This is a genomic window from Advenella mandrilli, from assembly GCF_016595155.1.
Classification (GTDB): domain Bacteria; phylum Pseudomonadota; class Gammaproteobacteria; order Burkholderiales; family Burkholderiaceae_B; genus Advenella; species Advenella mandrilli.
On record NZ_JAENGP010000009.1, the window covers coordinates 19,181 to 31,140 of the forward strand.

11 protein-coding genes are annotated in these 11,960 nt (G+C 50.6%); 7 read left to right on the plus strand and 4 right to left on the minus strand.

Translation table 11 applies throughout. The features are described from left to right. Positions 1-5: 5 nt before the first annotated feature. Both JHL22_RS08595 and JHL22_RS08600 read right to left on the minus strand, forming a co-directional pair. The gene (locus tag JHL22_RS08595) at positions 6-800 is read right to left on the minus strand and encodes an ABC transporter ATP-binding protein (RefSeq protein WP_200236016.1); all 795 of its coding nucleotides are present in this window, start codon (positions 798-800) and stop codon (positions 6-8) included. A gap of 2 nt (positions 801-802) precedes the next feature. Beyond that, positions 803-2,776: an AMP-dependent synthetase/ligase gene (locus JHL22_RS08600; RefSeq protein WP_200236017.1), complete on the minus strand. Its 1,974-nt coding sequence runs from the start codon at positions 2,774-2,776 to the stop codon at positions 803-805. A 198-nt stretch (positions 2,777-2,974) separates the two neighbouring features. Between JHL22_RS08600 and JHL22_RS08605 the strand changes: the two genes are divergently transcribed. Then, a complete protein-coding gene (locus JHL22_RS08605; RefSeq protein WP_200236018.1) occupies positions 2,975-3,643 on the plus strand; it encodes a Crp/Fnr family transcriptional regulator in 669 nt (222 codons plus the stop codon). A gap of 6 nt (positions 3,644-3,649) precedes the next feature. On the opposite strand, the gene JHL22_RS08610 is transcribed toward JHL22_RS08605, so the two are convergent. Then, a complete protein-coding gene (locus JHL22_RS08610; RefSeq protein ID WP_200236020.1) occupies positions 3,650-4,336 on the minus strand; it encodes a YggS family pyridoxal phosphate-dependent enzyme in 687 nt (228 codons plus the stop codon). A 131-nt stretch (positions 4,337-4,467) separates the two neighbouring features. On the opposite strand from JHL22_RS08610, the gene JHL22_RS08615 reads away from it, so the two are divergent. Next, positions 4,468-4,953, plus strand: a complete 486-nt coding sequence (locus JHL22_RS08615) for an acyl-CoA thioesterase (protein ID WP_200236022.1) — start codon at positions 4,468-4,470, stop codon at positions 4,951-4,953. A gap of 52 nt (positions 4,954-5,005) precedes the next feature. Here JHL22_RS08615 and JHL22_RS08620 read toward each other — a convergent pair whose 3' ends face one another. Next, entirely contained in the window at positions 5,006-6,004 is a 999-nt protein-coding gene (locus tag JHL22_RS08620; RefSeq protein ID WP_234041211.1) for a tripartite tricarboxylate transporter substrate-binding protein, read from the minus strand. A gap of 361 nt (positions 6,005-6,365) precedes the next feature. Here JHL22_RS08620 and JHL22_RS08625 point away from each other — a divergent pair, with 361 nt between their 5' ends. From JHL22_RS08625 to JHL22_RS08645, 5 genes are all read left to right on the plus strand, one after another. Continuing rightward, a complete protein-coding gene (locus tag JHL22_RS08625; RefSeq protein WP_200236026.1) occupies positions 6,366-7,241 on the plus strand; it encodes an acyl-CoA thioesterase in 876 nt (291 codons plus the stop codon). A 195-nt stretch (positions 7,242-7,436) separates the two neighbouring features. Beyond that, positions 7,437-8,765, plus strand: a complete 1,329-nt coding sequence (locus JHL22_RS08630) for a hemolysin family protein (protein ID WP_200236028.1) — start codon at positions 7,437-7,439, stop codon at positions 8,763-8,765. A gap of 295 nt (positions 8,766-9,060) precedes the next feature. Further along, complete coding sequence (locus JHL22_RS08635; RefSeq protein ID WP_200236030.1) at positions 9,061-10,191, plus strand: glycosyltransferase family 4 protein; 1,131 nt, start codon at positions 9,061-9,063, stop codon at positions 10,189-10,191. Then, a complete protein-coding gene (locus JHL22_RS08640) occupies positions 10,188-10,925 on the plus strand; it encodes a polysaccharide deacetylase family protein (RefSeq protein ID WP_234041213.1) in 738 nt (245 codons plus the stop codon). The genes JHL22_RS08635 and JHL22_RS08640 overlap by 4 nt, the downstream gene beginning before the upstream one ends. A gap of 180 nt (positions 10,926-11,105) precedes the next feature. Next, entirely contained in the window at positions 11,106-11,867 is a 762-nt protein-coding gene (locus JHL22_RS08645; RefSeq protein WP_200236032.1) for a glycosyltransferase family 25 protein, read from the plus strand. Positions 11,868-11,960 lie beyond the last annotated feature (93 nt).

An 11,960-nucleotide genomic window follows, 5' to 3' on the forward strand; every position in this document is an offset into this window, starting at 1 on the left:
TGCCCTCAATGCTCTACGCCCAGATAGGCACGAATCACTTCTTCATTTGCACGAACCTCGGACGGTGTGCCATCACCAATTTTCTTGCCATAGTCCAGCACCACGACACGATCCGAAATATCCATCACAACCCCCATATCGTGCTCGATCAACACAATCGTGGTGCCGTATTCATCGTTCACATCCAGAATGAAACGGCTCATATCCTGTTTTTCCTCGATATTCATGCCTGCCATGGGTTCATCCAGCAGCAGCAGACGCGGCTCCATGGCCAGTGCCCGCCCCAGGTCGACCCTTTTTTGCAGGCCATAAGGCAAGCGCCCCACCGGCGTTTTTCTAAAAGCCTGAATTTCCAGGAAGTCGATAATGTTTTCCACAAACTCGCGATGCCTGATTTCCTCTTGTTCAGCACCAAAAACCCGAAATGCCTGTGACAGGATGCCGCTTTTCATGCGCAGGTTGCGGCCCGTCATGATGTTGTCCAGCACACTCATCCCCTTGAACAGGGCCAGGTTCTGGAAAGTTCGCGCAATACCCATTTCGGCAGCCCGGCGCGGCGTCATCCGGTTGAAATGATTGCCACTGAACTGTATGCCCCCCTCTTGCGGCACATAGACCCCGTTAATCACGTTTAGCATTGAACTTTTACCGGCACCGTTAGGGCCGATAATGGCGCGAATTTCATGCTCTTTAACATTAAACGAAATATTGGTTAGCGCCTTGACGCCCCCAAATGACAGGGAAATACCCTGCATATCCAATATCACGTCACCAATCTGCTTTTCTCTTTCGTTCATCATTCTCAGGCAGCCTTCTTCAACTTGACATCAACCACTTTGCCTTCGGCAATTTTCAGATCGGCAGAAATCCTTCCCGTCCGGCCATCCTCAAACTTGACTTCGGTCTCGATAAACTGATTTTTCTTACCCTCAAACAGGGCATCGATCAGGACCTTGTATTTCTCGGCAATAAAAGCCCGCCGCACTTTACGAGTACGTGTCAGCTCGCCATCATCAGGATCAAGCTCTTTATGCAAAATCAGAAAGCGGTGAATTTGCAATCCGGCCAGCATTTCATCACTAGCCACATCAATATTGACCTGGTTAATACAATCGGCAATCAGGTCATAAACCTCGGATTTTGCGGCCAGATCGGTATAACCGGCATAAGCCAGGCCACGTCGTTCGGCCCAGTTGGCCACCGCCTCAAGGTCTATATTCACAAAGGCACACACAAAATCCATGTTTGCCCCAAACGCCACCACCTCTTTGATATAAGGAAAAAACTTCAGTTTGTTTTCAACATATTTAGGGGCAAACATGCGGCCATCTCTTAACTTGCCCACATCCTTGGCCCGGTCAATAATCTTAAGCTGCCCGTTGGCATCAATCACCCCGGCGTCGCCCGTGTGATACCAGCCATCTTCGGTAAAAGACTCTTGGGTGGACTCGGGGTTTTTGTAATACTCTTTAAACAGGCCCGGGCTTTTGATTTGCACCTCGCCATTGTCGGCAATCCGCAGTTCTACCCCCTCTACGGGCGGCCCCACGGTATCGGCCTTAACATTGCCATCACTTTGCACACACACAAACACCGAGGTTTCGGTAGAACCGTACAATTGCTTTAAGTTAATACCAATAGAACGATAAAAAGAAAACAGGTCGGGGCCAATCGCCTCACCGGCCGTATACGCCACCCGCACCCGGCTCATGCCCAGCGCATTGCGCAATGGGCCATAAACCATGACGTCACCCAGCGCATACTTGAAGCGGTCCCACAGGCCTACCGGCTCTTTATCAAGGATACGGGTACCCACCCGTTTGGCCAATGCCATACATGACTTGTACATGGCCTTTTTAAGGCGACTCGCGTCTTCCATCCGGATCATGACCTGGGTTAGCAAGTCTTCAAGCACCCGGGGGGGAGAAAAATAATAGCTTGGCCCAATATCGTGCATATCGATAGACACGGTAGCAGGTGACTCGGGGTGATTCACGGTAAAACCGGTTACCAGCAACTGGGTGTACGAAAACATATTCTGGCCAATCCAGGCGGGTGGCAAGTAAGCCAGCACTTCTTCTTTATCGGTCAGGTTTTCAAGCTTCTGAATAACCCGGGCACGGTCGATAAGGGCATGATGGGTTAGCACCACCCCTTTAGGCTTGCCAGTGGTACCCGAGGTATAAAACATGGCGGCCGTATCATCGGGCGACAGGCTTTGCACCGTATTTATATAAAAGTCGGGACTGGCGTTTTCAAATTCCTGCCCCTTTTCCAGCAGATTTTCCCATGACAGCAGCAATTCGTCGGTGTAGTGGCGTAAGCCACGCGGATCATCGTAAACTACATGAGCCAGATCAGGCGCCTGCGGCTGGATCTCGATCATTTTGTCCACCTGTTCCTGGTTTTCAACCACCACCACCCGCACACCGGCGTCTTGCAGCACATAAACCATTTCCTGCGCCACGGCATCCTGGTACATGGGCACCGGAATCGCCCCCAGCGACTGGGCCGCCATCATGGCCATGTACAGGCGGGGACGGTTTTCACCCACCACCGCCACATGATCACCTTTTTTTACCCCCAATGCAGCCAGGCCGCAAGCCGTTTGCCGGACTTCGCTGGCCACCTGGGCCCAGCTTAAGGTTTGCCAAATTCCCAGATCTTTTTCACGCAATGCCGGCTTGTCAGCGCGAACTTTCGCGTGATGCAACAGCAAGGCAGGAAATGTGTCCAGACCCGCTTCTGAACCAGCACCATACACAGCGTTCGCCATGTTGTCTCCTTGAATATTATGTCTCTAGTACGACTTGTTCCGTTTTATTCCGTTTATTGCCAATATCTTTAAACTGAAAACAAATCGGATGAATCAATCTTGTTTAATTATTTTTTTAATGTATTGCAAAGTTAGCCTGTTGAATGTAATCTAACTGTCTCTATAGTGACATTTTAATCGCTTCTAGGGTAAGTCCTTATGACAGAATTTGCTCCTCATTTTTCAAGCTGGTTTCCGCTTCTGGCTCCCGAGCATCAAAAGCGGGTTAAGCAGGATATTAACGTTCATCACTATCCACCTGGCGCCATGATTGTGCGCAAAGGTGAGCTTTCCGGTCACTGGATTGGGGTGGTTGAAGGGTTAGTCCGCATCTCGGTGGGCAATGCCGATGGCAAGGTGGCGGCACTTATTGGCATTCCGTCAGGGGGCTGGGTAGGTGAAGGCAGCCTGCTTAAAAAAGAACAGCGCAAATATGACATTATTGCGCTGCGCCATTCCACCATTGCCAAAATGCCCGCCCATACCTTTGAATGGCTGCTGGACAATAGCATTCCCTTTAACCGCTATTTGCTGCACTTGCTTAACGAGCGGGTGGGGCACTTTGTGGGCAAGGCCGAACACGACCGCCTGTTAAATGCTGATGCCCGTGTTGCGCGCTGCCTGGCAGAACTGTGTAACTCGCGCCTGTATCCGGGCATTAGCAACCGAATGGAAATTACCCAGGAAGAACTGGGTTACCTGGCCCGGGTTTCGCGCCAGCGGGCCAACCAGGCCCTGAAAAAGCTGGAGGCAGACGGCCTGTTAAGCGTGCAATACGGGGCCATCTGCGTAAAAGACCTGAAAGGCCTGCAACACTACGGCAACTAGCCCGGGTCAGGCATAGTCGCGGTGGCCAAAAATGGCCGAGCCTATCCTGACTTCGGTAGAGCCTTCCTGGATGGCCCATTCAAAATCAGCGCTCATGCCCATGGAAAGCGTAGGCAGGGCCAGGCCCGTCTGGTCCTGGCATTGCTGCCTTAACTGACGCAGCGCCGCAAAACAGGCCCGCACTGTTGCTTCAGAATCGCTGTTTTCCGCAATCGTCATGAGCCCCACAGGACGAAGCGTTTGCATGGCTTTCAATTCCTGCAAAAAGGCGGGTACCACGTCGACCGGCATGCCGGTTTTGGTTTGTTCCGGGCTGGTTTTTACCTGCACCAGCACATCAAGCGTCCGGTTTTCTAGTTGCAGACGTTTATCAAGTGCCAGCGCCAGGTCCAGCCTATCCATTGACTGGACTTCAGACGCATAACGGGCAACCTCTTTAGCCTTGTTGGTTTGTAAATAACCAATAATGACCCAGTCAATGGGGTATTCTGAAAACACCTCGGCCTTTTGCTTCATTTCCTGCACTTTATTTTCACCAAAACGGCGCAGGCCGGCATTAATGGCTTCTTGCAGTACATTGGGCCCAAAGGTTTTGCTAACCGGCAATATCCGTACACTGTCGGGTTCACGACCGGCCTTTATACAAGCCTGTTCCACCCTGTTTTTAACTTCTTTGTAGCGTTGCGCCAGCATGAGCCCTTCTCCTGTTCATAAAACCAAGACCTATTTTAACCTAGCCCCCCTCTGGCCAATGTTTTAAGGACGGCAAGCTGCTTATATTCGGTATAATTCGATTTTCAAATACCTTCCCCTGCCCTATCACCATGAGCCACAACAAACCGCACCAACTTTCCATGACCATTCTTATGACACCCGACATGGCCAATTTTGCCGGCAATGTCCACGGTGGCACCATTTTAAAATATCTTGACCAGGTGGCCTTTGCCTGTGCCAGTCGTTATGCGGGCTCGTATGTGGTGACGCTGTCGGTAGACCAGGTGGTGTTCCGCCAGCCCATTCATGTGGGCGAACTGGTTAACTTTTACGCATCGGTTAACTACACGGGCAAAACGTCCATGGAAATTGGCATTAAAGTAGTTACGGAAAATATTCGCGAACAGTTCGTGCGCCACACCAACAGCTGCTATTTCACCATGATTGCCGTTGATGACAATGGCAAACCCACCGCCGTTCCCCAGCTTATGCCTTCAACAGAAGAAGAAAAACACCGTTTTATTGCCGCGCAGCAACGCCGTGAGCTGCGCCAGGAAATGGAAAAGCGTCACGCCGAAATCAGGGAAAACAACTAGGCTGGCCAGTTTTTAATCATTTTTATAGAAAACACAATGCCCGCTTTTGGCGCTAACGCGGTGTAAGTTTGCCCAGCATAATACGCTTACGCCAAAGCTCGGCATCGTGCCGGATGAATTTTTCAATATTCAGGCAAACCATATCCAGGGGCTTAAGTCCTGTTCTTTGCATGACATCTTTTATGTTGGCATCGGCCAATGCCTGGTTTAGCCAGGTACGCATTTGCGTAACCACTTCATCGGGCACCCGCTTGGGTGCCGCCACGCCAACCCACCCCTCAAGAAGGAACTCGGGGTGCAGTGTTGAAGTTAACGCTACCGTGCTCATATCAAGCACCGGGTTATCGCCGGTGGTGGCCAGCACACGAATTTTATTTTCTTTTAACAGGTCGGCCACAAAAATGCCGTCTATAAAGGCAAACTGTACGCCATTAATAGCCAGCTCATGCAATAGCAGCCCCCGGTTGTTATAGGGCATCATGTGTAGATTAAGACCGGCATAATGATTAAACAAACCGGCAGCCACCTGTGAAGTACTGTTGTAATAACCAATACGGTAATCTAGCGGGTTAAGGCGAACGGCATTCAGCAATTGCGAAAAAGTCTGGAATGGACTATTGGCCGGCACAACCAGCGCGGCAGGAGAAGTACCAATCATGCCTATATTGACAAGATCCTGTTCGGGTGAATAGGAAACGGTTTTTTGCAACATACTGTTAACGCTTTGGGTTGAATGCGTTGACAGCAAAAAGACACTGCCGTCATCGGCAGAATGGGTGACATAATCGGCACCAATCATGCCGCCTTCTCCGCCCATTTGCATAAATTGCACGTGACTACCCGTTTTCTCGTGAAGAAAATCAGCAAAAACTACTGCAAACTCGTTAAGGGTTTTGGAAAACTGGGTACCTGCCACGACTGAAACCACTGGCAACCTTTCGCCCAAATCCTGAATGTGATCTGCCCGGGCATAGCCCGCCAATAACAGAACACCTACCCCACACATAAGCAGCCAATGCATTACGCGCATAAACCGTTTATACATTATCATGTTACAAAAACCTGTGCCTATTAATAAGAACCTATTAATAACTAAGCAGCCAATACAAAAACCCGCATCTTGCTGACAAGGTACAGACAGACGTCGCTTAAAACGCGTCGCTGTTACTTTATTTATTAATTTTTAATCTGAATTAATTTTACTACATTTTACCAAAACTTACAGTATTCGTTACAACCCTCCCCTTTTATGATCAGCCTGCCCACATGAGCACCCTGCTTTTGCCCAGCCACACGTCTCTTAAGAAACCAGACATAATACATTGACAGGCGGTTTTCAATTCTTAACCGTCAACAGCTCTCCCTTTTAACTGGTAAACTGCCAGCATTTAACATTACGTTTCCTGCCCGCCATGAATCAAGCACTTACTTCCCTGACAGAACAACTCAAGCTGAACGCGCTTGATGATGACACTTTCCTTGGTCAAAGCATTGACCTTTTCGGCTCGGGACGCATATTTGGCGGCCAGGTACTGGGGCAATCCATCATGGCCGCTTCCAGAACCATTGCCAATCCCGACCGGGAGGCGCATTCCATGCATGCCTATTTCCTGTTGCCCGGCGACACCCATGAGCCTGTCCGCTACGAAGTGGAGCGCATACGCGATGGCGGCAGTTTTTCGGCACGCCGGGTGGTTGCCATCCAGCATGAGCGCCCTATTTTCTTCATGTCCGCCAGCTTTCAGGCTAACGAAGCTGGGTTTGAGCACCAGGCCACCATGCCAAGTGTTCCCTCGCCCACCGGCCTGCAAAGCGAAATGGAACTGTTCAGGGCCATTGCCAGTGAACTACCCCCAACACTGGCCAATCGCACCCGGCAAATACCGCCTATTGACATTCGTCCGGTTAACCCCATCAACCCGCTAAATCCGGGTGCCCATTTACCCTGTTCAAACTTCTGGTTCAAGGCCAACGGCACCCTGCCCGATGACCCGCTATTGCATAAATCCATGCTGGCCTACACCTCGGATTTTCATTTGCTATTTACCGCTTTGCTGCCACACGGGCAATCTCCCTTTAGCCCAGCCATGCAAATGGCCAGTATCGACCATGCCATGTGGTTTCATCGCCCGGTAAACATGAACGACTGGCTGCTGTATGCCATCGAGTCGCCCAGCGCCAGCAATGCCAGGGGCTTTTGCCGCGCCAACATTTTTAACCGTCGAGGCCTGCTGGTGGCCTCAAGTGCCCAGGAAGGGCTGATCAGGAAAAAACCGGCCACACTTTAAGCCATCTTTCATTGCCCCAAAAAGGCTGCCGCCAAAAAAAGCCCCCTTTCCTGAAGGCAGCCTGGTTGGCCATAACGAGCGTTGCAACAGCAAATAAATAGTTAAAACATTCCATCACCCACGAAACACGCCATGAAACCTGTAAAATAAATTTTTTAATTACAGGAGTTTAAAGCGGTACGCCGCCCACCCGTCATGGATATCCTTATCATATTAGGACTCATTCTAATCAATGGTCTTTTCGCAATGTCTGAAATTGCCATTGTTTCTTCCAAACGCATTCGCCTGCAAAACAAGGCCAATGCCGGCAGCAAAAGCGCAATAGCCGCCCTAAAACTGTCTGACAGCCCCAGCCGTTTTCTATCTACAGTACAAATTGGCATCACTCTTATCGGGATTTTCAACGGTGCCTTCGGTGAGGCCTCTATCGTCACCAGACTGGCCCCTGTGTTTCTTGAAATGCCCATGTTCAGCAACTATGCTTACGAGCTGGCCCTGGCCGTTGTGGTTATTGGCATTACCTATGCCTCATTAATTCTGGGTGAACTGGTCCCCAAGCGCATTGCCATGCAATACCCTGAAGCAGTTGCCATGTTTATTTCGGTACCCATGACCTGGTTGTCGCGCATCGTGTCACCCTTTGTGGCCGTTTTGTCATTTTCCACCGACTTCATCATGAAAATCCTGCGTCTGGACCAAAGCAAAAACAGTTCATTAACCGAAGAAGACATTAGCGGCATGCTAAAAGAAGGCGCTACCGCTGGCCTGTTTGAAAAAACCGAACATGACATTGTGGCCCGCGCCCTGCAGCTGGACGACAAACACATTAACACCATCATGACACCGCGCTCGGACATTCACTACATTGACCTGAATGCACCGCTGGAAGAAACCCTGCTGCGCATTGCCGACAGCCCCTATTCGCGCTTTCCCGTCAGCAATGGGGGACTAGACAATATTATTGGTATTGTGGATGCCGGCAGCCTGTTTGAACAGCAAATCAAGCTGCATAAAATTAACATCCGGGCCATTACCAAAGCCGCCCTGTATGTACCCGAAACCATTAGCGCCATGGACTTGCTGGAAGCCCTGCAAAAAAACCGTTCTGAAATTGCGGTGGTTATTAACGAGTACGGCGAAGTGGAAGGCGTGGTTACCCTGCGCGACATCCTGAAAGTACTGGTTGGCCACGACATTCCCATTAATGAAAACCAGGTTTCGGATGCGGTGCAGCGCAAAGATGGCTCATGGCTGCTGGACGGTGGCGTTTCACTGGACCGTTTCCGTGAAATTTTTGCTTCGGATGTGAAGTTTCCCGAAGAAGACAGCGAAGACTACCACACCATTGCCGGCTTCATCATGCACCAGTTAGGGCATATCCCTACTGAAGCCGAAAGCGTGGAATGGGAAAACTACAAACTTGAGGTGATGGACATGGACAAGCACCGGATTGACCGGGTACTGGTTTCTGAAATTGTGATAGAAAACAATGAAAGCGATAATGCCGCTTTGGATGGGGAGTAACTCCCCCGGAGGGGTGCGCCAACCTGGTACAGATAACCACCCCGGCGCTATGCGCCACCCCTCCACAGAGGGGAATTTTCCTTCTTATTGGAAACGCCTGCGTATGCATACCCCTCTGCAGCCTGCATATGAATTCCTTCTGCAGCCTGCATATGAATTCCTTCTGCAGCCTGCATATGAATTCCCCTCTGCGGAGGGGTGGCAGGCGAAGCCTGACGGGGTGGTGTCAACTCGTTCCCACGCTCAGCGACAACTCAAAACTCGTTCACACGCTCTGCGTGGGAACGCATAAACAATGAAAATCCTGTTTACCAATTTCCATAAACGCAACGGCGGCGGACATGCCACCTATATCATTAACCTGCTGGGCCAGCTGGCGCCAGAACATGAGTGCTTCGTGGCCACTCCCGGCACCAGCCGCTTGTACCGCTTTGCCCAGGCGGTTCCCAATGTACGGGTCATAGACCAGAGTTTCAACTCGCGCATTGGCAAACTCTTGCCCGAAATAAAGCGGCTAAGAAAGCGGATCAAACAAGAAAACTTTGACATTATTCACGTTAATGCCTCGGCCGACCACCGCCACGTCATGCTGGCCTGCCTGGGGCTGAAACACCGCCCTACCATCATCTTTACCAAACACAATGACCACCCCGTTAACAGTTTTGGGCACAAACTAAGGGCCAGACTGGCCACAGACCGCATCATTGCGGTTAGCCGCTTTGTAGCGGACATGTTCAAAAACTCGCCCTATGCGTCTATCCCGCTGGACATGATCCACCATGGCATAGACACCCAGTATTTTGCGCCTGCCAGTGCCCAGCACAAACAGCAATGCCGCCAGGCCTTGCTGGGTGAAGAAGCCGCTACTAACGGGCTGATTTTGCTGGGCAGCACCGGTGGCACCGATTATGAAAAAGGCTGGCTGGAAATGGTGCAGGCCGTATCGCAACTGCCCGCACACCTTAAAAACCGCTGCCGCATTATCATGGCTGGTGATCCGCCCAACGAAGAAAAAATGAACCGGGTCAAAGCCCTGGGCATGGAACAGCAACTGGTTTTCCCGGGCCTGGTTGACGATGTGCGAGATATTCTCGCGGCCTGTGACCTGGGCTTTGTCTTATCACACAAAGAGGCGCTGTCTTTTGCCTGCCGCGAAAGCATGGCCCTGGGCCTGCCCACTATTGCCAGCAACGCCGGGGGCCTGCCAGAAAACATCCAGCATGGCAAAGACGGTTGGATTGTACCGGCCAAAGACCCGCAAGCCCTGCAAACACTGCTGCAGGAAATTCTGGACAAGCCTGCCCTGCTTCATGAAGTTTCATCGGCCAGCCGCCAAACGGCTGAACAGCACTTTAACCTGGACACCTTTGCCCGCAAAACCCTGAACACTTACCGGCAGGCTTTGGTCCTGCCCATACAGCCATGATACCCATTCTGATGTACCACCAGATTGCCGACATGCCACCCAAAGGTACCCCCTATCGTGGCCTGTGCGTGCCGGCAAAAAAATTTGCGCAACAAATGCAATGGCTTAAACGGCTGGGTTACCGTGGCCTAAGCATGCAAGACCTGCTGCCCTACCTGGAAGGCAAAAAAAGCGGCAAAGTGTTTGGCATTACCTTTGATGACGGCTACACCAACGTGTACGACAACGCCCTGCCCGTTCTGAAAGCGCTGGGTTTTACCGCCACCACCTACTTTGTGGCCGGACACCCGGGCGGGCACAACCACTGGGATATAGAAAAAGGCATTCCCCGTTCCGGGCTGATGAACGAACAACAAATAAAAAACTGGGCCAAGGCCGGGCAGGAAATTGGCTCACATACCCTGGACCATGTTCATTTAACCCAGCTGCCGGAAGATGAGGCACGACGGCAAATTGAAGCCTCAAAACACGGATTAGAGGCCGTTTTTGGCGTACCGGTTACCGCCTTTTGCTACCCGTATGGAGATGAGTCTGCCGCGATAAGAGAAATGACCCGCCAGGCGGGCTACACCAATGCCACTTTAACGGTAAAAGGACTGGCACTGAAAGAAGACGATTTGTTTGGTTTGCCACGGGTAACCGTATCAGGCAATATTGGCCTGATCGCTTTTTTGATAAAATGCCTGACACAAAAAGAGCATAAGCGGCGGGTGAAGAAAGAAAGACAACATTGAGCCTGACTGAATAATGGACACCTAGTTAAGCACACTAGACGTGCATAAGTATTTTAATACCCGCATATCTTGCCACATATCCTGAATACAGGGTACTGCTGACTTTCAGCCAAACTCAGGTTACAATAATGTAACACCATCTTTCCAGCCAAAACGGCTTTCCGTCATCAATAAACGCTTATGTCTACTCCATTTATCCCCTGCTACGTTGTCAATCTGGCCACAGACCAAACCAGGCGCCAAATTATGGAAGCTTCATTGCAAGAAAAAGGGATTACACCCATTTTTTTTGACGCAGTAGATGGCCGTATCATGCCGGAAGACCAATTAAAACAACAGGTGAACTGGCCTCGTCTAAAACATGAGTATGGCACCCTAACCAAGGGCGAAATAGGATGCGCCTTAAGCCACTTGGGTATTTACCGCGATATTGTCCAGAAGGGCTACCGCTATGCCTTGATCCTGGAAGATGATGTCTGTTTAGCCGACGACCTACAAAGTTTACTGGACCCTGATTCACCAGAATACCTAGGGCAAATCCTGTCTACTAATAAGCCCGAAATGATTCAGTTAACCAAGGTGCATCGAGGCTTTCGTTTTAACAAAAAATCGTTTGGCAAACGGAACCGGGTTGCCGTGCGTCCCTATAGCGATGTGTGGCGAACCAGCGGATACGCCATCAATCTGGCAGCTGCCCGTAACTTAGCCAAAAACCTGCATCCTTTATGGACGGTAGGCGATCACTGGTCACGCTTCCAGGAAAAAGGGCTTGTTACCTTATGGGCTTTAACGCCAGTCGCCGTGTGGGAATCTGAACAAGCCCAGGCGTCCAATCTGGGCACAGATGGTAAACCGCGTCACAAAAACAAAAAAACTTTGGAACAACGATTACGTCGCATTGGGCACGATATTGTGCGCCCCCTGATTACCTATAAGCTTTAACACTAAGCGCTACAACATATTTATTTTCGGTGCCAGCAGCTTAGGCTGGCTTGGTACTGCCTAACAGAAGTCACTCATCTTACATCTATTTTC

Bases quoted from the DNA above. Each gene is read 5' to 3' on its own strand.
- JHL22_RS08595 (WP_200236016.1), bottom strand. From the start codon at position 800: ATGATGAACGAAAGAGAAAAGCAGATTGGTGACGTGATATTGGATATG.
- JHL22_RS08600 (WP_200236017.1), bottom strand. From the start codon at position 2,776: ATGGCGAACGCTGTGTATGGTGCTGGTTCAGAAGCGGGTCTGGACACA.
- JHL22_RS08605 (WP_200236018.1), top strand. From the start codon at position 2,975: ATGACAGAATTTGCTCCTCATTTTTCAAGCTGGTTTCCGCTTCTGGCT.
- JHL22_RS08610 (WP_200236020.1), bottom strand. From the start codon at position 4,336: ATGCTGGCGCAACGCTACAAAGAAGTTAAAAACAGGGTGGAACAGGCT.
- JHL22_RS08615 (WP_200236022.1), top strand. From the start codon at position 4,468: ATGAGCCACAACAAACCGCACCAACTTTCCATGACCATTCTTATGACA.
- JHL22_RS08620 (WP_234041211.1), bottom strand. From the start codon at position 6,004: ATGATAATGTATAAACGGTTTATGCGCGTAATGCATTGGCTGCTTATG.
- JHL22_RS08625 (WP_200236026.1), top strand. From the start codon at position 6,366: ATGAATCAAGCACTTACTTCCCTGACAGAACAACTCAAGCTGAACGCG.
- JHL22_RS08630 (WP_200236028.1), top strand. From the start codon at position 7,437: ATGGATATCCTTATCATATTAGGACTCATTCTAATCAATGGTCTTTTC.
- JHL22_RS08635 (WP_200236030.1), top strand. From the start codon at position 9,061: ATGAAAATCCTGTTTACCAATTTCCATAAACGCAACGGCGGCGGACAT.
- JHL22_RS08640 (WP_234041213.1), top strand. From the start codon at position 10,188: ATGATACCCATTCTGATGTACCACCAGATTGCCGACATGCCACCCAAA.
- JHL22_RS08645 (WP_200236032.1), top strand. From the start codon at position 11,106: ATGTCTACTCCATTTATCCCCTGCTACGTTGTCAATCTGGCCACAGAC.